Source organism: Bdellovibrio sp. NC01 (assembly GCF_006874625.1).
GTDB lineage: Bacteria > Bdellovibrionota > Bdellovibrionia > Bdellovibrionales > Bdellovibrionaceae > Bdellovibrio.
The window spans coordinates 2,322,151-2,347,346 of the sequence record NZ_CP030034.1; the positions used below are offsets into that span (position 1 = coordinate 2,322,151).

At 45.1% G+C, this 25,196-nt stretch carries 24 protein-coding genes and 1 tRNA gene; 13 read left to right on the forward strand and 12 right to left on the reverse strand.

The window, feature by feature from the left end; translation table 11 throughout:
* Window positions 1-286 precede the first annotated feature (286 nt).
* Window positions 287-369, forward strand: a tRNA-Leu gene (locus DOE51_RS11140).
* Between the two features lie 24 nt (window positions 370-393).
* Here DOE51_RS11140 and DOE51_RS11145 read toward each other — a convergent pair.
* Entirely contained in the window at window positions 394-1,110 is a 717-nt protein-coding gene (locus DOE51_RS11145) for a class I SAM-dependent methyltransferase (protein ID WP_142696640.1), read from the reverse strand.
* A 185-nt stretch (window positions 1,111-1,295) separates the two neighbouring features.
* On the opposite strand from DOE51_RS11145, the gene mmsA reads away from it, so the two are divergent.
* From mmsA to DOE51_RS11180, 7 genes are all read left to right on the forward strand, one after another.
* On the forward strand, window positions 1,296-2,771 hold the full coding sequence (mmsA, locus tag DOE51_RS11150) for a CoA-acylating methylmalonate-semialdehyde dehydrogenase (RefSeq protein ID WP_142696642.1): 1,476 nt from the start codon (window positions 1,296-1,298) through the stop codon (window positions 2,769-2,771).
* A 16-nt stretch (window positions 2,772-2,787) separates the two neighbouring features.
* The gene (locus DOE51_RS11155) at window positions 2,788-4,044 is read left to right on the forward strand and encodes a GTP cyclohydrolase II (RefSeq protein WP_142696643.1); all 1,257 of its coding nucleotides are present in this window, start codon (window positions 2,788-2,790) and stop codon (window positions 4,042-4,044) included.
* A complete protein-coding gene (locus tag DOE51_RS11160; protein ID WP_142696644.1) occupies window positions 4,037-5,245 on the forward strand; it encodes a URC4/urg3 family protein in 1,209 nt (402 codons plus the stop codon). The genes DOE51_RS11155 and DOE51_RS11160 overlap by 8 nt, the downstream gene beginning before the upstream one ends.
* A gap of 20 nt (window positions 5,246-5,265) precedes the next feature.
* Window positions 5,266-5,898 carry a uracil phosphoribosyltransferase gene (upp, locus tag DOE51_RS11165; protein WP_142696645.1) on the forward strand — a complete coding sequence of 211 codons (633 nt, stop codon included), beginning with the start codon at window positions 5,266-5,268 and terminating at the stop codon, window positions 5,896-5,898.
* Window positions 5,899-5,903: 5 nt separating this feature from the next.
* Window positions 5,904-6,524 (forward strand): uridine kinase, encoded by a 621-nt coding sequence (udk, locus tag DOE51_RS11170; RefSeq protein ID WP_142696647.1) that lies wholly within the window; start codon window positions 5,904-5,906, stop codon window positions 6,522-6,524.
* Window positions 6,525-6,620: 96 nt separating this feature from the next.
* Window positions 6,621-7,205: a dihydrofolate reductase family protein gene (locus DOE51_RS11175; RefSeq protein ID WP_142696648.1), complete on the forward strand. Its 585-nt coding sequence runs from the start codon at window positions 6,621-6,623 to the stop codon at window positions 7,203-7,205.
* Between the two features lie 27 nt (window positions 7,206-7,232).
* Window positions 7,233-7,706 carry a VOC family protein gene (locus DOE51_RS11180; RefSeq protein WP_142696650.1) on the forward strand — a complete coding sequence of 158 codons (474 nt, stop codon included), beginning with the start codon at window positions 7,233-7,235 and terminating at the stop codon, window positions 7,704-7,706.
* A gap of 5 nt (window positions 7,707-7,711) precedes the next feature.
* Here the strand turns inward: DOE51_RS11180 and DOE51_RS11185 are convergent, their stop codons facing one another.
* Window positions 7,712-8,488 (reverse strand): trypsin-like serine protease, encoded by a 777-nt coding sequence (locus tag DOE51_RS11185; RefSeq protein WP_142696651.1) that lies wholly within the window; start codon window positions 8,486-8,488, stop codon window positions 7,712-7,714.
* A gap of 177 nt (window positions 8,489-8,665) precedes the next feature.
* On the opposite strand from DOE51_RS11185, the gene DOE51_RS11190 reads away from it, so the two are divergent.
* Window positions 8,666-9,106, forward strand: coding sequence for a hypothetical protein (locus DOE51_RS11190; RefSeq protein WP_142696652.1), 441 nt, complete (start codon window positions 8,666-8,668; stop codon window positions 9,104-9,106).
* Between the two features lie 133 nt (window positions 9,107-9,239).
* Window positions 9,240-9,716 (forward strand): Dps family protein, encoded by a 477-nt coding sequence (locus DOE51_RS11195; protein ID WP_142696654.1) that lies wholly within the window; start codon window positions 9,240-9,242, stop codon window positions 9,714-9,716.
* A 32-nt stretch (window positions 9,717-9,748) separates the two neighbouring features.
* Here the strand turns inward: DOE51_RS11195 and DOE51_RS11200 are convergent, their stop codons facing one another.
* The 3 genes from DOE51_RS11200 to DOE51_RS11210 form a co-directional block, all read right to left on the reverse strand.
* Window positions 9,749-10,306 carry a hypothetical protein gene (locus DOE51_RS11200; protein WP_142696656.1) on the reverse strand — a complete coding sequence of 186 codons (558 nt, stop codon included), beginning with the start codon at window positions 10,304-10,306 and terminating at the stop codon, window positions 9,749-9,751.
* Window positions 10,307-10,366: 60 nt separating this feature from the next.
* The gene (locus tag DOE51_RS11205) at window positions 10,367-11,116 is read right to left on the reverse strand and encodes a DUF5602 domain-containing protein (RefSeq protein ID WP_168196434.1); all 750 of its coding nucleotides are present in this window, start codon (window positions 11,114-11,116) and stop codon (window positions 10,367-10,369) included.
* Between the two features lie 167 nt (window positions 11,117-11,283).
* A complete protein-coding gene (locus DOE51_RS11210) occupies window positions 11,284-14,631 on the reverse strand; it encodes a tail fiber domain-containing protein (protein ID WP_168196435.1) in 3,348 nt (1,115 codons plus the stop codon).
* A 224-nt stretch (window positions 14,632-14,855) separates the two neighbouring features.
* On the opposite strand from DOE51_RS11210, the gene DOE51_RS11215 reads away from it, so the two are divergent.
* Window positions 14,856-15,278, forward strand: a complete 423-nt coding sequence (locus tag DOE51_RS11215) for a cytochrome b562 (RefSeq protein ID WP_142696659.1) — start codon at window positions 14,856-14,858, stop codon at window positions 15,276-15,278.
* A gap of 36 nt (window positions 15,279-15,314) precedes the next feature.
* Here the strand turns inward: DOE51_RS11215 and DOE51_RS11220 are convergent, their stop codons facing one another.
* From DOE51_RS11220 to DOE51_RS11240, 5 genes are all read right to left on the reverse strand, one after another.
* Window positions 15,315-16,343 (reverse strand): PHB depolymerase family esterase, encoded by a 1,029-nt coding sequence (locus DOE51_RS11220; RefSeq protein WP_142696661.1) that lies wholly within the window; start codon window positions 16,341-16,343, stop codon window positions 15,315-15,317.
* 65 nt (window positions 16,344-16,408) lie between these two features.
* Window positions 16,409-16,996, reverse strand: a complete 588-nt coding sequence (locus DOE51_RS11225; protein WP_142696662.1) for a TMEM175 family protein — start codon at window positions 16,994-16,996, stop codon at window positions 16,409-16,411.
* Window positions 16,997-17,058: 62 nt separating this feature from the next.
* Entirely contained in the window at window positions 17,059-17,439 is a 381-nt protein-coding gene (locus tag DOE51_RS11230) for an OsmC family protein (RefSeq protein ID WP_142696664.1), read from the reverse strand.
* Window positions 17,417-17,854: a hypothetical protein gene (locus DOE51_RS11235; RefSeq protein ID WP_142696666.1), complete on the reverse strand. Its 438-nt coding sequence runs from the start codon at window positions 17,852-17,854 to the stop codon at window positions 17,417-17,419. Before DOE51_RS11235 ends, DOE51_RS11230 begins: the two co-directional genes overlap by 23 nt.
* A 37-nt stretch (window positions 17,855-17,891) precedes the next feature.
* A complete protein-coding gene (locus tag DOE51_RS11240) occupies window positions 17,892-18,590 on the reverse strand; it encodes a pirin family protein (RefSeq protein ID WP_142696667.1) in 699 nt (232 codons plus the stop codon).
* A gap of 247 nt (window positions 18,591-18,837) precedes the next feature.
* Between DOE51_RS11240 and DOE51_RS11245 the strand changes: the two genes are divergently transcribed.
* Both DOE51_RS11245 and DOE51_RS11250 read left to right on the forward strand, forming a co-directional pair.
* Window positions 18,838-19,776 (forward strand): gamma-glutamyl-gamma-aminobutyrate hydrolase family protein, encoded by a 939-nt coding sequence (locus DOE51_RS11245; protein WP_142696668.1) that lies wholly within the window; start codon window positions 18,838-18,840, stop codon window positions 19,774-19,776.
* A 75-nt stretch (window positions 19,777-19,851) separates the two neighbouring features.
* The gene (locus DOE51_RS11250; RefSeq protein ID WP_142696669.1) at window positions 19,852-21,255 is read left to right on the forward strand and encodes an aldehyde dehydrogenase family protein; all 1,404 of its coding nucleotides are present in this window, start codon (window positions 19,852-19,854) and stop codon (window positions 21,253-21,255) included.
* On the opposite strand, the gene DOE51_RS11255 is transcribed toward DOE51_RS11250, so the two are convergent.
* Window positions 21,256-23,478 (reverse strand): cation:proton antiporter, encoded by a 2,223-nt coding sequence (locus DOE51_RS11255; protein ID WP_142696670.1) that lies wholly within the window; start codon window positions 23,476-23,478, stop codon window positions 21,256-21,258.
* 93 nt (window positions 23,479-23,571) lie between these two features.
* A complete protein-coding gene (locus DOE51_RS19405; RefSeq protein ID WP_142696671.1) occupies window positions 23,572-25,194 on the reverse strand; it encodes a S8 family serine peptidase in 1,623 nt (540 codons plus the stop codon).
* Between the last annotated feature and the right edge of the window lie 2 nt (window positions 25,195-25,196).

Below are 25,196 nucleotides of genomic sequence, written 5' to 3' on the forward strand. Positions count from 1 at the left end.
AGTAATCTAGTTAAAAAAACTTCTCCTTGAATCGGCCTTCCTTGGCCTCGGTTGCTTGAAGCGCCATCCTAGCTCTTCTTGCTTCCGTTGTAAGAGCGTCCGTGCTCTTGTTGTATTGACCAAAGAGTTGTCAGTTGGGGTTAAAAACTTTTGCTAAAAATGTGGGCAAAAGAAGGTCTAGTTCGGTGAAAAGCCGCGGCAATGCGTTTATTTGACTCTGAGGGGTCAAAATGCTTAAGTATTTATTCCCTCTATCAGATTTATTTATCTGGTTTCTTTGCGGTGCGCGCCGGTGGTGGAATTGGTAGACACGTACGTTTGAGGGGCGTATGCGCAAGCGTGGGGGTTCAAGTCCCCCCCGGCGCACCACTTTCCAAATCGCAACTCTCCGCCCTAGTTCACCTTGTATCGAGAATAAAAGATATTCACCGGCAATTCGAATTCGCTTCCCTGAGACTTTAAGTAGCTGACAAGCTTATCAAAAGGATCGTGATCTTTAAATTGCATCGCCAACTCGTCAGTCCAAGTGGAATGAGCCAAAATAAAATGAGCCAACTCCTTTGCAGAAGGCGACAGAATAATTTGCTCCTTACGAACGATTTCTTCTTTGAACTCTGGCCAGTCAGATATGTTCACTTCATGATCGTAGCCTGACGACTCGATTTTACTGAGGTTCAATCCAATGGCGGATAAAAATTCGCTCGCCCTTACTTCAAAATCATAAATAACAATCAATCCGTTATCGCGACTGATTCTTTTAAGTTCAGATCGTAGCTTTTCATTTTTACAGTAAAAGAGCGAACCTGCAAAAGTGACGATCGCAAATTGTTGATTTTTAAACTGCGCGAGACTTTCTTCGTTCCCACAAATGTAAGTCACCGAAGGAAGTTTTTCCGCGTTGTCGATCATGGTTTGACTGGGATCTATTCCAATCACTTCTTTGCAAAATAACTTCAAGGCCTTTGATGATTTTCCGGTTCCACACCCTATATCAAGGCCAAGATCAAAATGTCCATTTTGCTCTATCGCTTTGGATAAAATCATCGCATGTAAAGGTGGGCGATATTGCGAATAATGAAATGCTACTGATTCGTTATAATCTTTGCTCATCAAAGCTCCTAGGCAACACGCAGACAATCGCTCAACAAATTTAATCCGCAAGCACTCACGTCAAAATTCAAGCGATTCTCCCGGCTGAACATTACAGATGAGATCTCGTTTCGTTTTTATATTGGCAAGCTCACTAGAGTATAAATACTGTTTTTTCTTTTTCAAAAAAAATTAACAGAGGATCTATGAGCGTTAAAATTCCAGTCAGCCCCATTCCTTGTTTGAATTTTGTGTCAGGAAAATTTGCTCCTGCGCATGGTTCCAAGCGCCAAGTGACGAGCCCTTATAACGGCAACGTCATCGGTGAATTTCATGAATCCACAGCGGAAGATGTTGACCAAGCCGTGCGTGAAGCTTCAATCGCACAAAAACTGTGGGCTGAAGTTCCTTTGAAAGAACGCACTAAAATTCTATTTAACTTCCGCGAAATTTTAGTTCGCGATCTTGATGAAATTGCACACTTAAAATCTTCTGAATCAGGAAAAACTTTCGCTGAAGGAAAAGCAGGCCTTCTAAAAGGTATCGAAGTTTTAGAATTCGCGACCGCTCTGCAAAATATGGACATGGGTGGCAAGATGGAAGTATCCCGCGGAGTCAGCTGCGAGTATCGCCGCGAACCACTGGGCGTCGTCACAAGCATCACTCCTTTTAACTTCCCAGCTATGGTTCCTATGTGGACCATCCCTATAGCTTTGGCATTGGGGAACGCTTATATTTGGAAACCGTCAGATAAAACTCCCCTGACTTCAATGCGTATCGCGGCCGCTTTAAAAGAGGCCGGTCTTCCTGACGGACTTTTCCAAGTTCTGCAAGGTGGGCAAGGAACGGTTGAAGCTTTGATTGACCATAAGGATGTTAAAGCCGTCGCCTTTGTCGGATCAACAAAAGTGGCCCGCGCGGTTTTTGATCGCGGAACAAAATTAGGAAAACGCGTTCTGGCATTAGGTGGCGCAAAAAATCATATCGTCTTATTGCCTGATGCCAACCCAGAATTAGCAGGTCCTGGAATCAGTGATTCCTTTACAGGGTGTGCCGGTCAACGTTGTATGGCAGCCGCCGTGCTTTTAGCTGTTGGTGACGTCGACAAACATATTCAAAAAATTATCGAGCGCGCAAAGTCGTTGGAACTTGGTAAAGATATGGGTGCGATTATCTCGAAAGCCCAAGTTGAATTTTTACACAATGCTATCACGAAGGCCGAACAACAAGGAGCCAAAATCCTTGTTGATGGGCGCAAGGCCACCGTTCCCGTGGGACATGAAAAGGGTTTCTGGATGGGGCCGACAATCTTAGACAATGTCGCAGCCAACAGCGAAGTGGCACAACTCGAACTCTTTGGTCCGGTGTTAAGTATTATTCGCTGCAAAGATATTTCTGAAGCGATGAAAATCGAAAACAGCAATCCTTATGGCAATGCCTGTTCGGTCTTCACTTCCAACGGGGCACTTGCTGAAAAAGTTATTCAGAACGCCTCGGCAGGCATGGTCGGAGTCAACGTCGGCGTTCCAGTACCACGAGAACCGTTTGGTTTTGGTGGCATTCGTGAATCCAAATTCGGTCAAGGCGACATCACAGGTCACCACTCTTTGGATTTCTGGTCGAACATGAAAAAAGTAACGATGAAGTGGGAAAAGCAACAAGACAGTAACTGGATGTCATAATTCACAAGGATATATTATGAGTGAACACAAAAGATCCGCACATGTCATTTTGACTTCGCATTCAAGTCAGATATTTCAAGACAGCCTTCCAATTCAATGGGGCGAAAAAGATCCCTTGAAGCGTGGACCCATTGTGGGTTCGTTGACCGATACGAAAAAACGCAATGCCATTGGAACACACAGTGGTAGCTATGCCGTGTATCGTGCGCTTTCAATTGCACAAGGAAGATATTCAACTTCACACAAACCGGATTTACATAACACGGAAAGTCCGGTTGAAATCGGTCCGTTCCCGTCTTGGTATGATCAAGACAAAATTGTTTCTTTAGATCCATGGGGCTTCGACGTTCCGATTCACTTTAAGAAATATTATGATGCAGGCTATGACGTGCGCCCGACGATTGCGGTGACTCAAGCGCGTCTGCAAATTCCAGAAATTCAAAGTGCTATCGATGCCGGCCGCCTGAAAGTGGACGGAAAAATCGTCACTGAAAATCACGACATCAAAGTGACAAAGATCGCAATTGAACCCGTGTGGTATTTGCCTGGCATCGCCAAACGCTTGCGTGTCGACGAAGGTGATCTTCGTAAAATTCTATTTCAAGAAACTGGTGGCATGTTCCCAGAGCTTGTCACAAGACCCGATCTGAAAGTGATGCTGCCGCCTATTGGTAGTACGACGGTCTATGTTTTCGGTGACGTCAAAGATTTATCGAACCCTGATGTGGAACTGACTTGTCGTGTGCATGACGAATGCAACGGTTCCGATGTTTTTGGTTCTGATATTTGTACATGCCGTCCTTATTTGATTTACGGTATCGAAGATGCGGCTCGCACCGCACAACGCGGTGGCGTCGGTCTGATTGCTTATTACCGCAAAGAAGGTCGCGCTTTAGGCGAAGTCACCAAATTTTTGGTTTACAATGCTCGTAAACGCCAAGAAGGCGGCGATTCGGCAGCGACTTACTTCCACCGCACAGAATGTGTTGCTGGTGTTGAAGATGCTCGCTTCCAAGAATTAATGCCCGACATCTTACAATTCTTTGGCATCACAAAAATTCACAATCTGCATTCAATGAGCAACATGAAATACGATGCCATCGTAAAAAGCGGCATTGAAGTGGTGAATCGCATTTCAATTCCTGCCGATCTTATTCCGCCGGATGCTCAGGTCGAAATCGAAGCTAAAAAAGCGGCTGGTTATTTCAACCCAGGCGACAAAAAATCCAAAGAAGAATTGGCCCTTGTAACAGGAAGACCTATCGATGAATAACTATTCTGCACAAGACATAGATTTTTTATTATCACCGGAAGCCATTCGCCATAGTGCCGGGCATATTTTAAAGCTGACTGAACAAGGCGAAACTCACTTCAACTATCATCCAGAAAAATTCGATCATCTGGTGAATTATGTTGTTGAGGTGATTCGCGAAAATTACCCAACTTTAGAAATTCCGTTTCACTCACGTTGGGGTCACTTCCGTGCGGGCGGCCTGGATCGCACCGCCATCCTGGAAGATAAAATCAAAGACCTAGAACCCATGGAGCGTGCACGTATCAAGCTTGATCTGGTCATCACTTCGGTGTTGCTGGATGCAGGTGCTGGAACTGTGTGGGCTTATAAAGAGGAAAGCACTGGGCAAAGCATTCAACGCTCTGAAGGCTTGGGTGTTGCAAGCTTTTATCTTTTCATGAATGGTCAGTTATCGCATAAAGAAGAAAAACCACTGCGTGCGACGGCTCAAGGTTTAAAAAATCTGAAACTTGAAACATTGGCCCAAGCGTTTCAAGTGACTCCACAAAATCCCCTTATCGGTCTTGAAGGTCGTTTAAGTCTTCTGCGCAATCTGGGTGAAACCGTTGCCAATAAGCCAGAGCTGTTCCCGTTAGGTCGCCCTGGAAGCATCGCCGATTATTTAAAAACTCGCTATGGTATGACCGTCACAGGTCCACAACTTTTGCGTGCAGTTCTAGATGGCCTTGGAGATATCTGGCCAGGTCGTTTACAGGTGGATGGCGTGAACTTAGGTGACATTTGGAAATACTCGAAGGTTCCAGGTGGTCTTGCAGCCTTTCATAAACTTTCACAGTGGATGACTTATTCGTTGATGGAGCCTTTGATGGAAGCGGGCTTCACGTTGACTCACGTTGAACAACTGACGGGACTTGCGGAATATCGCAATGGTGGATTGTTGTTAGACTGTGGTTTGATCTCTTTAAAAGATCCAAAAATGGCAGAGCAAGCACATCATCCCGAATCTGAACTTGTTATTGAATGGCGTGGACTGACGGTCAGTTTGTTGGATCGAATCGGTCAACAAGTGCAAAAACACTTAAACAAAACCGCAGCTGACTTCCCGTTGGCAAAAGTTTTAGAAGGTGGCACTTGGTGGGCTGGAAGAAAAGCCGCAAAAAGCTTACGTCCCGATGGTTCGCCTCCGTTAAAAATTCAAAGTGACGGCACTGTCTTCTAATTTCACTGGAGAATTATTTTATGAATAAAAATACTTTCGTCATTAATCATCCTCTTTTGAAACACAAATTAGGATACCTACGTGATCGTACAACTTATTCCCACGAATTCCGCGAACTTGTAAAAGAAGTTTCAAAAATTCTTGTTTATGAAGCCATGAAAGACTGGGTTCACCTTGAAGAAGTTCAGATTGAAACTCCGATCACTTCTGCAAAGGCTGAACGCATCGTAAATCCGCCGGTGGTGGTTTCGATCATGCGTGCCGGTAACGGGATGCTCGATGCCGCTCTTTCGATGCTCCCTTTCGCCAGCACGGGCTTTATTGGCATTTACCGAGATAAATTCATACACAACACCGTTGAGTACTATTTCAAAATGCCCCATGACGTAAAAGGCAAAGAGATCTTGCTTTGTGACCCTTTAATTGCGACGGCAGATACGATTTTAGCGGCCATTGACCGTTTAAAAGCATATGGCGTAGGCCGAATCAAAGTGATCAGCATCCTGGTCAGTGCCTCAGGTTTGGAAAAAATTTATCACTATCATCCTGATGTTGAGCTTTACACGATCAACGTAGAAAATGAGATGAATGAAATGGGTTATCTAGTGCCGGGTCTAGGAGACGCTGGCGATCGCTTGTTCCAAACGAGGTAGGCTTGATGCAAAGACCACATATCATCGGTGTCGCTGGCGGCAGTGGTTCCGGTAAAACATACTTCGCGAAAGCACTCCAAAAACAACTTGGAGAAGAAAACTGCTCGATCATTTATCAAGATAATTACTATATCGATCAATCTGCAAAGTTTGATGGCGATGGTGGTTCGGTGAATTTTGATCATCCGAGCAGTTTAGACTTTTCATTGCTTGCGCAAGGCTTGAATTTACTGAAATCCGGCGTGCCTTTAGCGATCCCGATATATGACTTTGTCACCCACTCGCGCAAAAAAGAAACTTTGCTGGGCAAACCAACCAAAGTCATTATCGTCGACGGCATCTTGATTCTTCATTCTCACGAAGTCCGTGCCGAACTTGATGAAGCGATCTTCTTTGATACTTCAGAAAGCTTACGTTTTGAGCGTCGCCTGAATCGCGATGTCAAAGAACGCGGCAGAACTCCTGAAGGTGTGCGCAAACAATTTGAACTGCAGGTTCGCCCCATGCACAACGAATTCGTCGAACCTTCTAAAGAACACGCCCACATGGTTATCAAAGATCATGGCGATTACGACGAAATTCTAAACCAAATGCAAAGCCGCTTAAGACAACGCTTTTCCATCTAGCGTCTTAATCTGTATTCTTCAGAGATATTTAATTTTTCTTTGCTAAAATATCGTTGAATAATAAATCCTTCAGATAACGCCAGTCATGGAGGATTCATGCGCAAACTTATTGTGATTTCGTTTCTGACTCTTGATGGAGTTATGCAAGCCCCCGGCGCCAAAGAAGAAGATCCCGAAAACGGCTTTCCCTATGGCGGTTGGCAGTTGCCGTTCTTTGGTGATGACGATGACCGTGTTGCTGAAGAAATGCAACAAGCCGGAGCCCTGTTAATCGGGCGGAAGACCTATGACATCTTTGCTGGCTACTGGCCCACTGTCGGTCGTGATATTCCCGTCTTTGGCGAGTTCATGAATAAGATTCCCAAATATGTCGCTTCAAAAACTTTGCCCGCGGTTGAATGGGAGAATTCAACACTGCTAGAAGGTGATACTGCTAAAGCAATTGCAAAACTCAAGACCGAGCCCGGCAAAGATATCTACATGTTTGGCAGTGGTGATCTGATTCAAACGTTGATGCGTGAAAAACTGATCGATCAATATATTTTGATGCTCTACCCGCTTGTTTTGGGTACGGGTAAAAAACTATTCCGCGAAAACAGTGCGAAACAAGATTTGGAACTGATCAAATCTAAAACGACGCCCAAAGGGGTCTTAATTCTCGATTACAATTTAAAGAAATAAATTCCCCACTCTTCAAGGAGTTCCACTATGACTGAATTAGTAACATGTGTGTGGTTCGACCACGGCGAAGCAAGCAAAGCCGCAAAATTTTACGCCAATACTTTTCCCAACAGCAGCGTGGGCCAAGTCAATCTTGCTCCTGGTGATTTTCCCGACGGTAAAGAAGGTGTCGAGCTGACAGTTGAATTCACGGTGCTAGGTCGCAAATTCGTAGGACTGAATGGCGGGCCTATTTTCAAACCGAACGAATCCGTCAGCTTTATGATCATCACTGAAAACCAAGAAGAAACGGATCGCTACTGGAATGCGATCGTCAATAATGGCGGTCAAGAAAGTGAATGTGGCTGGTGCAAAGATCGCTGGGGCTTTTCGTGGCAGATCACGCCAAGAATTTTGTTGGACCTAACAACAAGTTCAGATCGCGCACTGGCCAAGCGCGCTTTCGATGTGATGATGACAATGAAAAAGATCAACATCGCAGCTCTTGAAGCTGTTAAGTAATACTTTTAAATTTTCGTGATTGTGCCGAGCCACTGCAAAATCTGCGCAGTGATCGGCACAAAATAAGTTGCAGCGGTTCCACACGGATGATTTGAAATCGCGTTTTCCACTCCGATAAATTTCAGCACACCGTCTTGATCAATCAAATAAGCACTGCCACCCGAATCACCGTGACAGGCACTGGGACCAGAGCGCTGATATTCCCCGACTTGCAAACCATCGTATCCGTTCAAACTGCGCAGTGGTAATGACATCAAGGACTTTGTTCCTTTAGGCCCTTGGTTATCAGTCATACCATAACCCACGTGAATCAATTCACGACCGATCATTGATTTATCCGCCACCGCAAGCGGCGCTATTTGAATCTGATAATGTTGCAAATCAACAGCTTCATTTAATTCCAGCACTGCCAGGTCACTAAAAATAGAATCGTTCTGTGGAGGCATAAAGAAACGCACCGTTTGAAATTGCGCCGGCAACAAAGGTCGAGTGGACTCCACCTGCGAATCACCCACATAAATCCACGTGCGCTTTTGAAATTCGTCTGTCGTGAGTTTGAATTGTTTTGCACCCAGCACCAGACAGTGAGCCGCCGTGATCACATATTTTGCATTCAACAAGGTGCCGCTACAATAAGCTTCGCCTTGCGACTCTGAAGCGGAGTTCTTAAAAACCAGTGCAACACTTTGGCGAAACGATCCGTCAGTAACGGGGCGACCACCAACGATGGCATGGGCCGAACTCAGACTCAAAAATGTTAAGATACTCACCAGCGTTTTCATGGGGCCGTTGTAATTAGAAATACATGGCCTGCCAATAAAAAATACCCAAGAGCGGCGCACAAAAGTCAGCTTGGTTTCAACCGATTTTCATTTATCTGTCTTCCGCGAAAAAATCGCGGATTTCTTTGCCATCTTAAGTGCACTCAAGGAATCTTCTGCGCACACATTGGAGGATTCATGAAATCAGTATTCGCATTGGCAATTCTTTTTGCTTCATCTGTTTCTTTCGCTCACGTACAAGCCGGCACTTTCACTGGTAAAGACCAAAACGGTAAAGCTTGCTCTTTCACAGTTGGTGAAGAGTACTTTGAAAACAATCAACCTCACCCGTTGAACGAACGTCTTCCAGTTTCAGGAATTCAATTTGATGGCCAAACTGTTGCCGCCAAAGAGTGGAAAGTTGGTCACCCACCTGTCGTGAATATCGAAAAAGGCTTGGTGCGTTTTAATCACGACTATTTCCAAGGTCTCGTCACGACTAAAACAGGTGCGGCTTCTTTGATTCTTTTAAAAACAGAGGAAGAAGTGCCTGAAGGTCACGCGCCTATTGGCATCAAATATATCGAAGACAACTATCGCAACCGCCAAGAGTCTAAAATTTTGACTTGCACGCTTTAACTCCCGAGTTTTGACTCTAACGGTCGAACCTTGTCCGCACACTTTAGGGTCAGAAACTGGCCCCTAGTAAAATTTAAATTTCAAACAACAGCCTCTTTAGTCTAAGATTTTATCTGCGACTTTAGGAGGCTGCATGAAAATCAATATCGGTATCAGCGACAAAGATAGAAAAGACATTGCTCACGGTTTATCAAAACTTTTGGCAGACACGTATTCTCTTTACCTTCAAACTCATAACTTCCACTGGAACGTGGAAGGTCCCATGTTCCAAACTCTGCACTTGATGTTTGAAACTCAATACAACGAATTGGCTTTAGCAGTCGATTTGATTGCCGAGCGTATTCGTGCTTTGGGGCACTATGCTCCAGGCACTTATTCAGAGTTCGCAAAACTTTCTTCGATCAAAGATGTTCCAGGTGGCAAAATCAACGCGACAAAAATGATTGAAACACTTGTTGTGGGCCAAGAAACTGTAGCACGCACAGCTCGTGAGTTGTTCGACGTTGTTGAAAAAGCCAGCGACGAACCAACAGCCGATTTATTAACGCAAAGACTTCAAGTTCACGAAAAAACAGCGTGGATGTTAAGAAGTTTGCTTGAGAAAAAATAGACCCTATCGAAAGGGCCTTCACAAAGGCCCTTTTACTTTTGCTCTTCAGTAAAACGAATCATTGGGTTTAACAGAGTTTCCTTCCCGTTCTTCACGGCCTTCATGAACTCATCACCCTTATTCAATCCCAAACTCACAGTCGCTACTTGATAAAGCTGTCCTGTCGGATCGCGCATCACCACATAATAAATAGGACCGGAACCGGAATCCATCGTCGTAATGCCATGCTTAGTGACGGCTACAACTTCCATGGGATAAAGATTCAGTCCTGACTTCACATCGATGTATTCGATTTTTCCATTTACGACCGAGGTGCGATAATGATCAGCATATTGAGCCTCAACCAACATGTTGCGAATCTGCCCCATGTGCGGCAAACACTTATAATCGGCACTCTCGCCGCGGACAACGGCGACGGATTTTGTAAGAATAAAAACGGAATCGGTAAATTCCGCAGTTAACGGCAATTCTTTTTCAGAATAGATACACGAACTAAAAACCGCGCCGTAATAACAATAGCGCAGGCCCACTAAAACAAAAATCACAATGAAGATCGCAAGCAAGTAGCGTTGATTCTTTAGCGTTGGCATCTCTGAAAACTCCTAAGACTATCTTCAGAACTCGCGGCTAAAGAATCAACAACTATATTGTTAAGTGCCGGTATCCCCCTGCATTTCTACGAGCTTATTCATTTCAATAAAGTACATGTCTTGTACCGAATCGAACGTCAGATCGTAGTGCGTTGGGTATTGTCCACTTTTATGCACTTTCGTAGGTGTTGGAAAGTCAGTTCCAGCTGGCATTTTTGAGAGCATAAAATCGCGTGTGATCATGGGCTCAACAAAAGCCATTTTGCCATCATAAAAACCGTAAATCATCGTCGCTGTGAACGGCTGACCATGAAACTCACCAGAGCGAGTATCAATCCAATGCCAACCCATTTGCGGAACACCGGCTGGAGTTGGTGCAAAATATTGAGGCGTATAATCAGCACCTGGATCTTTCACGCAGACGGCCGCATCATCACCCATACAAGTGATCTTCATACGGTCTTCGTTGCTCATCATATAAAAGTGGAAATCGAAATGAGGCGCGCCATAGATTTCGATAGGGTCATGACCATGAGGATTCCAATTTAGCATCACATGTTCAAACGGAGGCAAATTGTAGAATTCAGGCATTGGCAAAATATAATCGTACATATGCATTTGCGAAGGCAGTCCATCTAACGTTGCGCCTTGCATACCAATGCCAATGGCTGTGGGTTTACCATCGCAATCAAGATTAATGTAGGTACGCGCGAGGCCGTTACCAACGGGCAAACCAGCTCCCCACACTTTGACGTCAGCTTGCGCATGAACGCTTAATAGAATTCCTATTCCAAGTAAGAATGCTTTCATAAATATTCCCTTTCCACTCCGACTGCACCGGAGCATACGCCTCAAGGATGGCGCCAACGGGAATAGAAAGAAAAAGCAATCAAGCATTCATTGGAAATGACATGCTCACCTAATTAGTTTTGGCAATGGTTATGAATTTTGTAATTGAGTAGCGACAAGAACTGGTCTTAACGACAGAACTCCGTTTTACCGAGCTCACAAAGCGCTTTCTTCATCGCTTCCATTTGCGCAGCTTGATCTTTCATCTGCTGGTCTTTTAATTCCATTTGCTTTTGCAAATTTTGAATTTGCTGATCGTTTTGCACAAATAAATGTTTAAGCTCTTTAATCGCATTGATCATCGGAGCGATCAGCCCCGTATAATTTACCGACTTAAAACCTTCTTTATCAGTTTTAACTAGATCAGGAAAAATGGCTTCAACCTCTTGAGCGATGACACCATACTGCTTATTCGATTCTTTTTGTGGATCGATCCAATTGTAAGTGACACCACGAAGACCTTCGAGTTTACGTAAAGAATCCGGAATGGTTGCGACATCTCTTTTCAATCGCATGTCCGATGCTTGCGTCAAGGCACCAGTTAGTTTCGCGCTACCATCACTATTCAAAGTGAACAAACAAGTACCAATACCAAAACACATCGCATTGGCTCCAAGAGGTGCACCTGTCGATGATGAATACCAACGCCATTGATTTCCGCCGGCACCTGCGTTGTCATTCGAAATAATCGTGTAACCACCAGGATTGTTAGAATACGCATGCAGGTTCACCGCAGGGTTCGATGTACCAACGCCCACGTAACCAGCGCTACTAATATGAAGCGCTTCCGACAACGTTGTAGAGTTATCGCGCTTCACGGAAAATGCCATCTCCGTTCCAAATCCAGCGGCACCGCCTGCACCATCAAGAAATACTTGAATCGCAGCGTCCCCGTAAATACTTGTAGAAGCCGGATTGTTTTTTGAAACAAACTCGACTCCACCTAAAAGATTTCCTGCGGCAGGCGTTGTTGTATCGCCACCCAATCTTAAAATACCAGCAGAATTTGAAGCGCCCGATCCAGATCCCGTCACACTGAAATATCTCATATTGCCGTTGGTTCCATGACCAAGACCTGGCGATGCTCCCACACCAATTCCCAATGGAGCAGAAGTACTTATATAAAACTCAGAGTTTGCTAGGGTGTTTGCCGCTGTATAATAAGGAATTCGACCACTGGTACCTGCACCCGTCAGAACATTCGATGGTAAATCTGTCGTCGTCAACGCGCGGAAACTAGGTACGCCAGCACTGCCCGATGGCGCTGCAAAAATAGTATTCGCAGTTTGCGATCCAAAACTGACTTGCGAACTTGTGACTGCGATATTCGTGCACGACAAATTGTCTGTCGCCGCAGTCCAAGTCAAAGTCTGACCTGCGGTACAACCCACACCACCAAAGGCACTTGTGCCAGTGACCGTCGAGCGTAAATCAAACATACTAACAAAATTCGGGGTCCACTTTGTACCATCATAACGAAGTACTTGGCCTGCGGTACTTGGAGCCGTACTATTCACTGCGACACCTTGAAGTTTTACGACTGAGTACGCACCCGCATTCGTCATTGTAACATCGCCGCCTGGTGTGACGGCAGTTGGCGTGCCGGTTTGGCCAACCCAAATTTTTCCATCTGCTAATGAACTTGCCAGCAAGCCTGTCGTCGCAATAGTAATCGCCCCGGCCGCTGGGGTGATCGTAATACCCGTACCCGCTGTTAATGAAGCTGCCACTGGTGCAGCGCCAGTAGAGCCCACAAGTAATTGTCCATTTGTCAGCGCAGGACCTTCAACAATCGCAGTGCCGTTTGAGACCATCACTTTATTGCCAGTTAATGCCGTTGAACTATTCGTACCGCCATTCGCAACTGGCAACACACCGGAATAACTTGTTGCTGTTGTCGAAGGTGTTGTCCACGAAAGATTTCCTGAAGTATCAGACGTCAACATCTGCCCGCCGACACTAGCCACTGCAGCCGGTAAACGCAAAACATAACTTGTCGTCACAGTTGTCGGCGCTTGCACCGTCACCGTCTTTGTGCCCGAATCTTTTAACACAACACTTGTCAAAGTCGCAGAAGAACCATTTTGCACAGAATTCGTGATACGCGAATCATTACCTGCCGCAACTGTATTAACTCCAGTCCCCACATTTAACGTCAAAGCCGGAGTCGTCGTATTATTAGCAACAACAAGGTAACTGCTTGTTGATGTGACGGTCGTGACTGTTCCCGCATTTCCCGCAGGCAACGTCGACGGCGACCACGTTGTCCCATCCCATTGCAATACTTGATTTGATGTCGGCGCCGTCGTTGATACCGCTCTGCCTTGAAGAGCTGTGACTTTCGTCGTTGCGATTCCACCGCTGACATCACCAGCAAATGCCAACGTGATGTTTTGACACATGAACTTGCTTGAAACCGAATTCCAATACAGGGTTTCATCCGCATTGCATGTGCCACTTGCAACCGCGGTGTTAAAAGCGGCTTGAGTTAAATAACCACTCAACGTCGTACTTAAATTCGTAACGTCAGAAATTGCAATCGCAGCAGGAGTCCAATTCGTTCCTGAATATTTAAAGAACTGCCCCGAAGTCGGCGCTGTCGCACTGACTGCAACACCACGAATTTGTGCAACCGTTGGACTTGGATATGTTCCTGTTAAATCACCCGACGCCGTCGCGCCTGACTGAATAGCGTTAACGATACGCGAGTCATTCCCCGCAGCCACCGTATTCGCCACAGTTCCCACATTGACTGTCAATTGCGGAGTCGCCGCCCCATTCACCACGGAAAGATAAGCATTGCTTGAAGTAACATTCGTCACCGTTCCGCCCGAAGCACCGCTGACACCAGAACATCCAAACGTTTGCGTCGTCGCATCCCACGTTAGGAAATTACCACTGCTACACGAAACATTGCCATTCACTTCTGCTTTCAAAACAAAGTCACTTGCGGCTTTGGTTCCAAGCTTTTGCGCTGACATCGCATAACCAGCAAAAGGTACCGAGCGAATCACTGCATCGGGAGAAATCGTCTTCCAACCACTGCCATCATAAAACGCCACGCGCAGTTTTCTGGTATCTGCGATCGCTGCCGTATAAACGGAACCACTGTTTGAACAAGAATAACTGCTACCACTTGCGACACAGCTGCCACATTGAAATGTCGATGAATTATTGAAGGCATCAAGAATTGTAAAAAGACCTGACGAAGGAAACTGCACGGCACCGTTACCAATCGCGATGTCGAACACGCCACCCGAGTTCACCATGTTGTAACCATTAACTTGCTCTTGATAGATAACGCAGGAACCAGAAAAATCAGTGACTTGAAACAAGAATGAAACGGAACTGTACTCAAGCGCAGAACCATCCGCCTTCAATATACGGCCTTGATATGTCAATGCACTTGGTGCGGCTTGCACCACACTAAATGCGAACATAATAAGAAAAAAACCAGCAAACGTACATGTTCTCATGAACATCTTATCGGTTTGTTTGCTTATATTTTTAATTATTATGAAGAATAATCATCACTTAAGCGTTCCAGTCTCATCCTGAGACACGAAACATCCTAAATTACCAGACGCCGCATGTTTATTTGCAAAAAACGTCGAGGTCTTAAAAGGCTGTAACTCAACTTTATGAGAGTGAACTTCAACAGAACAAAAGATAGAAAAAAGAACTTCACAAAGGAGTTCACATGAAAAAAATATTCTTTGTTTCCTTCGCGGCAGTCGCCTTAATGATGTCGTCCGCATTCGCCCAAGAATTGGGTTCGTCTGCTTCTTTAAAACAAAACATGAAGCAACTAGGGACGCTCTTCAAAGCGATCGGCAGCAGTGTTGCTGACTCTTCTCAAAATTCAAAAAATCTAGAAAAAAGTCAGCAGATGACGGTGCTTTTTAAAATCGTGGCTCAACAAGTCCCGGAAACAATCGCTGATCTTCCAGATGGAGAAAAAGAAGCCGCTCTTAAAGATTATCAAGACTTGATGTCGCAGGAAGTAGCGTTGTCTGAACAATTGCAACAAGCGTTCGCAAACAATGACAATGCAATGGCCGCTAAAATCTTGCAGCACATGGGCGACATTCGCAAAAACGGTCACGGTAAATACAAAGAATAATTGCCAAGACAGGTTGTCTCGGTTCAGACAACCTGTTTAGAAGTTCTTTAAGAAATTAAAAATCTCGGTCTTCAGATCCAGGCCGGTGTCGCCGGCAAGATTCGTTAAACATGGCAAGCTGACGTCACTTGCTGATCCCAGACAATGATCGCCTCCTGTTGGGTTCAAAGCCGTTCCCGTTGAAGCAATAATCATTAGCTTTAACGAACCAGAACAATCACCATAAGTCGTAACTTGTCCTGATACCGTTGGCGTTGCAGGCGTCGTGGCACATTTTAAATTCGTTCGAACAGAATAATACAATTTATCGTTCAACACCGTTGGGCTTGCGTCATACCAAGCGCTTGGCTCTGTAACCAAATTAGAATTGATAGTCCAAGTTGCTGCAGCCATATTATTGGTCGTGGCCAAAACACGATCGCGATCCCCGACAATGCTTATGAATGGTTTTACGGTACTAGGTGCGCAGGGATGATCACTACTTGCATCCAAATGAACGGATGGAGGTCCCGCCAAAGCAGCATAACCATCAAATGTCGATGGAGATTCGCACCACATACGATTCGCCATCATTCCGCCATTAGAATGTCCTGCCAAATACACTTTAGTCACAGATGGATAATTTGCTTTAATCGAAGTCACCAATGCTTGAAGAAATGCCACATCGTCTGCGCCAGAAATCATGACGTAATTTGACCAAGTCCAATTATTACCCGTTACGTTTTGTCCTTGGGGAAAAACCGCCATCACATGATTATTAGCCAGCCACGTCTGTGCGCTTGAGGTCAGTACATAAGACGTTGTGGTATTTGTAGTTTTAAAGCCCAAGGAATATTCGATGCCTTCCTTTTTACCACCACCACCGTGAAGAAAGACGATCGCCGATGTCGCTCCACTTGGAATGTAGAAATCAATCTTATGGGGATAAATGCCAACCGTCTGATTGGTAGAACTCGTGATACCTGAAGACGGATCTTGAGTCGTCGTCGAGTCGTTTGAAGAAAACTTGTTACAAGATGACAAAACCAAAAACAGAACTACGCATAATTTCTGAGCTGCCGACATGAAAACTCCGCTACTAAAATGCTAACGGTTTCCCTGTTCTGGACGCAAACAAATTCCCCGGCGCTTTAGACTTTGTGTTCGCCCAATAAGATTTTCTCAATACGACGGTCTGGAACTAACCACATCGCGGCGACAGAAATGTAAACCGCATAAGAAATCCACGAATGATAGAAAGCCGCTGCAATCGCAATCGCGTATGCCACAACTGAAATCTTGCCTTTATAGTCACACTTCACCGCTTGCGCTAAATTAGAATCTGCACCTTCAGAGCGCAACAACACATAAGTTAAAATCGTATAAGCGATCCCACACATCATCAGGTTCACGCCATAAATCACAACGGGAACTGTGGGGAAATGATTTTCGCCCATCCACGATGTTGTAAACGGCACCAAAGATAACCAAAACAGCAGATGCAAGTTCGCCCACAGAATTCCACCATTCACTTTATGAATTGAATGCATTAAGTGATGGTGATTGTTCCAATAAATACCCACATAAATGAAACTTAGAATATAGCTGATGAACACCGGAATAAGTTCTGACAACGCTGAAAGATCCGGAGAGTGCGGAACTTTTAGTTCCAACACCATGATCGTAATGATAATTGCAATCACACCATCACTAAATGCTTCCAGACGTCCCTTATTCATTTGCACTACCTTGCTGAAAATTTAAATTATCTTACGACGGCAAAGCCGGTGTGTAAACCGGCTTATACCATTGTTGAAGTGATTGTGATGTGGCTTTCCAAAAGATTGTGGATAGGACATTTTTCTGCGATTTCAAACAAACGCTGTTTTTGTTCGGCATCCAATTCGCCTTTAAACGTCAACTCGCGCGAGATTTTTGATTCCGTTTTACTTTCCGAATCGATCGTGATTTTGACATCGGTCGATTCCAGCTTCCAACCTTTACGGTTCGCATACATCTGCACTGTGATGATCGTGCAAGCAGCAAGGGCCGCTTCCAGAATTTCATGAGGACTTGGGCCTTCGTCACCGCCGCCTTTTTCTTGCGTGACACCAGCCGTGATCTCGAAATGTCCTGCTACGATCTTTGCTGCTAAATCATTATAACGTTTGCCCTGAACCATTTAACTGTCCTCTTTCTAACTTTTTCTTACCTGAATCTAACTTAATCAGCGCTTGGCGCAAACTAGAATGTAATAACACGAACTCTGGATCTTCACTTAAATGATGCTGATAGCGATGATAGATCGCTGCCTGCGGATTTTCTTTATGCAACACGAAATCAATTTGTTCCCTGATGCAGTCCAAATCCGCTTGCGTCACTTCTTCGCTTTCATCAGCGAAGGCATCGATCTCTGCAATCAGAGCCGAAAACGGTTGCAACCACTTAAAGCTCTGCTCGTGAGTCAACATCTGTAAAAAATCGAAAGGAGAAATTCTGCGCTCAAAGTATTTCTCGGCCTGTTGTCTTTCTCTTTCAAGAAAGCGGCGATGAAGATCTTTAAGGCGTTTGCTGACCTCGACGATTTGCTCTTTCATAATGGCATCCTTTCTGCTTCTCTGTCTGCGGCCCGACTTACGGAAGATCGAAAACGATAAATTCCGCGTCTTTGCTCCATTGAAGTTTTACGGATTCAACTTCTTGGATTGCGGCGCCATCGCCCGCTTGCAAAGCAGTTCCGTCGGCTGTTACGTCACCTTTAATCACTTGCACCCAAATGTGACGATGTGGGTACGTTTTCAATTTTTTCTCACCAATGTCTTGCGCTTTCACTGCATACATATCGACGTCTTGGTTGATTGTAATCGAACCATTGCGACCGTCGCGTGATGCCACCAGAATCATATCGCTGCATGAAAAATCATTTGCGAAAGATTTCTGACCATAGCTTGGAGTGATTCCTGTTTTTTCTGGAGTGATCCAAATTTGCAGGAAGTGCGTCTCTTTATCGCTCAAGTTATTATACTCTGAGTGACGAACACCTGTGCCAGCACTCATTCTTTGTACTTCGCCAGGTTTGATCACTGTGTTAGTACCCATTGAGTCTTGATGCTTTAACTCGCCCTCGATAACGTAAGAAATAATCTCCATATCGCGATGGCCGTGGGTATCGAAGCCCGTCGCACCCGCGATGCGGTCTTCGTTAATCACGCGCAAGTTACTAAAGCCCATAAAACGTGGATCGTAATAATCCGCGAAAGAGAATGTGTGGCGGGATTTCAACCAACCGTGTTCTGCGTTGCCTCTGTCTGCTGATTTTCTAACTGTGATCATATAAACCTCTCTTAAAGTTTGTTTCGTTGATGAATTAAGATTAGGCCTTTTTGCCGTTAAAGGAAATTACTAGTTTTTTATCTTCTTTATAGTTTTCATTTATATAGTTTGAACTGAGATGCGCCCTATTGCAGCTCGCCGCATTATGAATGTCGTTTCACAAGTTCTGGACCTCTCAAAAGCGCTCTGATTTGAGACACTTTATAACGTTATGAAACGCCTCAATTTTCCGATAAGTCAGTAAGATATGTCTTCAGCAAGCGCTCCGCAGAATTTGCGTCTTTACGAGTGGAACTCTGGGCACACCCTGGCTCCAATGGTCATCCCTGTTCGAGTTGATGAGACTCCCGAACAAGCTGCGCGTCGCTACTTAAGCGAGATGGCTAAAAACTCCTGCCTGATGAATCTTTTTGAAAATCACATTCCGCAACTCCCTTTGGATGGTTTTTCTTTGCTTGAAGAAAACCGCTGGGAGCCACGGGTATTGATGATCGCAAACTTGCCGTTCGATTATTCAATGCATTCGCCACGCATTCTTGGTTTTCAAAAGGTCTTTCATCGTATGAAAGAACGCTGCTTCATTCTGCCGATCAATGCCAACCTGGGATTGACGTACGAAGAAACCACAGAGTTCTTCCAGTTAATTTCAAACCACTTCCCGTTCATGGTTGCCATGGGTGGTGATGACGTTGATCCAACCTTGTATCGCCAAATCAACTCTCATTGCCGCAAGGTCACTCCTTCGCGCGATCAGTTCGAAGCTGCGTTGATTAAGTCTTACGTGGAAAAAGATCAGGGCTTCTTACTTGGCGTTTGCCGCGGTTCACAGATCGCTTCAGTGGCGCTGGGTTATCAGTTGATTCAAGACGTGCCTGAACAAATCGGTCACAAAGTTGCACACGCCAATGACTGGCACACGATTGAAATCCAAGGCACAAGTAATAATATTTTGCGCTCTTTGAGTTCAAACAGTTCACAAATCTTGGTGAACTCTATTCACCATCAATCTGTCGTTTATCGTGAAGGCGGCTTGCTTGAAATTGCTGCGGTTGCATCAGATGGTGTCACTGAAGCGACGGAATTTAAGAACGGCAAAGGCTTGCTTTTGCAGTTCCATCCAGAACTTATGAATAACGATTTAGGCGAAGAGATCTTGATGCTCGCTTTGAATCAAAGAAAGAAATAGTGCGGTCGCCAAAAGACCGCAGTATGACATCAAAATACTCATTGCCTCAGTCTTCTTAAGATCTAAAATAGAGTTATGTTTGAACAACTCTATCTCCATCAAAAACAGTACAGCCTGCAACTGCGTAAAGAAGCGATTGATTTGCGTCTTGAGCATTTAAAGACCTTAGAAAATCTGATCGATTCAAATCAAAAAGAATTTGTTCAAGCACTCAAAGAAGACTTCAACAAACCAGAAATGGAAACGCTGACGACAGAGATTTACCCGCTTCTTATGGAGCTTCGTCACGCTCAAAAACAGTTACGCAATTGGGTGAAACCGGAACGTGTTCCTGCTCCATTATTTTTAAAAGGTTCGCAAAGTTACATTCACTATGAACCGCGCGGCGTATGCTTAGTGATCTCGCCGTGGAATTACCCGGTGCTCTTGACTTTGGGACCTGTGATTTCTGCCATCGCTGCCGGTAACACGTGTGTGGTTAAACCTTCGGAATACACGCAGGCGACGACAACCTTGATCGCGCGATTATTAAATGGCGCTTTCGCCGAAGAATTCATTCGTGTCGTCGAAGGCGGTCCCGAAACGACGCAAAATCTTTTGAAACAACCTTTCGATCACATCTTCTTCACCGGGAGCACACAGATCGGCAAACTTGTGATGGAAGCAGCAGCTAAAAATCTAAGCAGCGTCACTTTAGAGTTAGGTGGCAAGTCCCCGACAATCATCGACAACACTGCAGATTTAGATTTAGCGGCAGAAAAATTACTGTGGTCGAAATTTATGAATGCCGGGCAAACATGTGTGGCCCCCGACTACCTCTTCATTCAAGAAACCGTCTATCCATCTTTTGTGCGTTTATTTACGCAAAAACTTGCAAACATTTTCGGAAAAGAACCCGCACAACGAAAAGCTTATGCCGATTATGCTCGCATCATTTCGCACAAACACTGCCTGCGTTTAAAAGAAATGCAGGCCGAAGCCCTTGCACAAGGGGCCGGGATTTTATTCGGTGGAGAGAGCGATGAAAACACGCGCTACTATTCGCCAACAGTTATAGAAAATGTGGACGTTCATTCACGCCTGATGCAAGAGGAGATCTTTGGACCCATCTTGCCACTTATGAAATACAAAGACATCACCGAAGTGATTCACTTTATCAACGAAAGACCAAAGCCTTTAGCACTTTACGTTTATTCTCACAGCGAAATGACAATTGAAGCCGTACAAAGCCAAACGTCATCCGGTGGCTTGGTGATTAACGATTCCGTGATTCATCTTGGCAATGATAACCTGCCATTTGGCGGCGTTGGCGAAAGCGGCATGGGCACAAGTCATGGCATTCATGGCTTTAAGACGTTTTCTCACGGCAAATCGGTATTACGTCAAGGCTGGGGCGGAAAACTTTTAGGCTTGATGTATCCGCCTTACACGAAACAAAAAATGGAAGTAATCAAAAATATGATTCGCTGGCGAGTTTAATTACGCCAGCTCTAAAATACTATCGCGATCTCCGACGATCCATAATAGATCCCCGACTTGCAAAACCTCTAACGAATCGGGATTTAAAATACGCTGACCATCACGCTCCAAACCCACAACCAAACCGTGAGTTTTCTCGCGCAAGCCACATTCACGAATCGTCTTATCAACGCAATCTGAATCGGCTGTGACTAAATACTGCTCAAGACTGTAATCAGGAGTTTCTTCAAGTGATAAGCCACTGATAACTTCTTCGGATTCGATAAAAGTTTTAAACTTCATTAGCTGCTCATCCGTGCCGATCACAAATACTTTATCGGCAGGCATAAACGAATCATCACCGCGTGGAGCCGCAATTCGACGTTTACCGCGTTCAATTAAGGCCACTGTAATACCAAAATGTTCGCGAATTTTTAAATGTTGCAACTCGGTCCCCACATAAGGCGCTTCGGCAGGCACGACGAACTCGGTCAAATGGGCATCCCATGGGGCCAATGTATGACTGTGTTTCTTCGCATGAACCTTGTGACTTTCGTCTTCCAAATTCGACAAGAAACGACTTTCAAACCACGAATAGATTTCGCGAAGCTTGGTCGCAAACACATACCCTACAACCACGACCATCCACACCGTGATACCTACAGCCCACCAAATCGGTACAAACTGTGCCACCATCGCACCAATAAGGCCGACAGCAACCATCACACGAGACACCATGAACACATAGTTATGCGTATTCTTGCCATCAGTTTCCATCATCGCATCAAAGTGACGAGTCCTTCCGAAAGCAAGCGCCCACAAGAAGGGCGCTGTCCCGATCAACGTGACCGATAACGTCAGAAACTTCGCAGAACGTTCATCCATTTGGCGTTCCAACAAGAACGGCAAGAACACTCGTGCCATTAATAGAAACACCCCAATGATAATGACTGAATTCAGGAAGATTTTTAAAACATATGCACGGACTTGCTCGCGCCATTCTTTATTCGACGCCAGTGAAAATGAAATCATGCTATAACGATCAAGTGCCACGACAAAACGCTCGGGCAAAATCTTTTCAAGGAAGCGATACACGGCGCCTGAAGATTTCATCATGTACGGAGTTGTAAACGCCGTCACCACACACACAGCCACCGCCAATGGATAAAGCTGGGCGCTGACGACTTTTAAACTTAAACCCACCGTCGCGATGATGAAAGAAAACTCCCCGATTTGCGCGATACTCATGCCCGTTTGCAAAGAGGACTTAAAAGTCTGTCCTGAAAGAATGGATCCGACAGTGACGGCAATTGTTTTTCCGAAAATCACAACCGCTGATAAAATCAAAACCACACGCCAATGTTCTGTTAACACTGCAGGGTCAATCAACATGCCCACGGAAATAAAGAACACGGCAGAAAATAAATTTTTAAGCGGCGTAATCAAATGATGAATACGCTCCCCTTCGATAGTTTCTGCCAGAACCGAGCCGGTAATGAAAGCCCCCAAAGCTGACGAGAATCCGACTTTGTTGGCAAAGACCACCATCAATAGACACAAGCCCACTGCCACGACCAAGATCGTTTCTTCATTCAGAATTTTTTGTGAGCGCTTCAAGAACGTTGGCAACAAGAAGATCCCCGTCACGAACCACAAACATAAGAAGAATGCGAGTTTCAAACTAGAAAACAACATCTCCATGCCGGCGAAGTCACGAGTCACGGCGACGGTTGTTAACAAAACCAACAATAAAACCGCAACTAAGTCTTCGATCACTAAGATACCCAGCAAGACACCCACGAAGCGGCGATTTTTAAATCCTAATTCGTCTAATGTGCGCACCACGATAGACGTTGAAGAAATTGAAAGGATACCGCCTAAAAACAGGCTGTCCATAAAGTTCCAGCCCAACAGATGACCTGTTGTAAATCCAAACAAGATCATACAGCTGACTTCAAATAAGGCTGCGACACTGGAAGCACCGCCGACGCGCAATAATTTTTTAAAACTGAATTCAAGACCTAATGCGAACAGAAGAAAGATCACACCGATATCGGCCCACAATTGCACACCTTCAGAACCAGAAATCGAAGGCAGCATAGTCGTCTTTGGACCCACAATAAAACCTGCAACCAGATATCCCAACACGATCGGTTGATTTAACTTTTTAAAAAGCAAAGTAACAAAACCTGCTGTTGCCAAGATGAGAGCTAAATCAGTAATCGCGGTAGGTAAATGCTGCATATAAAAATTATGTAAAGAACCACGCACTTGCGCAAATAAAAACGGCTCCTCTTACACAGAGAAGCCGTTTTAAATGAAAAACAAACAGAGATCTTAGTGAATCACCGTCATCTCTACCGGTTGAGCCTGAACTTTGCGTGACTGCACCGCTGCGTTAACAGCAGCTTCTGCATTCACAAGACCCGCACCGTATTGATTTTGCTGATTTGGTCCCAAAGGTTGTGCTGTTCTTTTCAACAAATCTTTAATTTGTGAAGGAGTCAGCGCCTTGTTCGTTGCGCGCACTAACGCAACAACACCCGAAACATGTGGCGTCGCCATTGATGTCCCTGGGAATTCTGTGTAATCCGTCGCAATCGTTTTCAAACTCGCTTTCACTGTTTTACCAGCTTGAATGTCAGCGATGATTTTTTGACCAACAGCTTGCTCAACCATGAAGGCTGCAACTGGAAGTGTTGAACCATCAGCCGTCAATGCACCTTGAATCAGACCTGGAACGTTATTGTAGATAACAACACCCAAAGCTCCTGCTGCACCGGCATTTTTAGCTTTATCAGAAAACAAGATCTCACCACGAGATACCAACGCGTATTTACCTTTGACGTCGATTCCCTTGAAGTCTTCAGGTTTACCAAGTCCTGCAGGCACCAACACATTTGTTTCGCCTTGGAAGACTTCGCGAGCCCCTTGGAATGACGTCGATTTAACTTTTTCATTCGACTGACCGTTATCAATCGAAACTTCAGCGTCACGACCTGTGCCGCGCGGAACACATGAAAGAACGTCTACGCCCGGAGCAACAAGCGCTAATTCAGGTCCGTATTGCGAGAAGTCTGCTTTGACAAGGTTTTCAGCCACTGCACCCACAGCGATCACTGTAGGCAATGCTGCTGGATAAGAAACTTTGCTTGAGCCGTCATTACCTGAAGCCGCAACAACAACCACACCCGCTTTATCAGCTTTTGCGACAGCATCACGTTCAGCAGGAGTCGACCATGCGCCACCCAATGACATTGAAACCACATCTACTTTTTGTGAAATACCCCAGTTGATCCCTTGAACGATCGCAGAGCTTGAACAACCCAAAGTCGAACACACGCGACCCATTAAAAGTTTTGCTTTAGGAGCAACACCCGTGAAGCCCGTTTGATCAAGAACCGCAGCTACAGTTCCCGATACGTGAGTTCCGTGCCCAACAAGATCCGCAAAATCATCACCCGAACTTCTGCCCGTGAAATCTTGACCACGTTCAAAGTTGGATTTGATCGCAGGATGATCTTTATCGATACCGGTATCAAGCACCAGAACTCGAGCGCCTTCGCCTGATTTCGATTTATCCCAAGCCTGTGGCGCTTTCACAGCCATGATTCCCCATGGAGTACGTGCTCCTGGCAAATCTTTTACGCTAACGGGTTTACCCAAGTACCCACGAATAGGTGCCGGCGCTGGATGAAAAGTTTCTTTTTCTACCAACATCACGCCAGGTTGTTGTTTCATATTTTCAATATCGGCATCTGAACGAACAGTTCCAACGAAGGTATTTAAATAATCCAAGTTGTGTTCAACATGGAAATCACCTGCCGATTTTAAAACGAAAGCAGAGCGCGCTTGCAAATAAGACTGAGCATCTTTCATCACAACGATCACTCTTTGATCCGCGTTGGCCACCGACGCCAACCCTACTGACAGAAGCACTGAACATAGACGTAACTTCATTT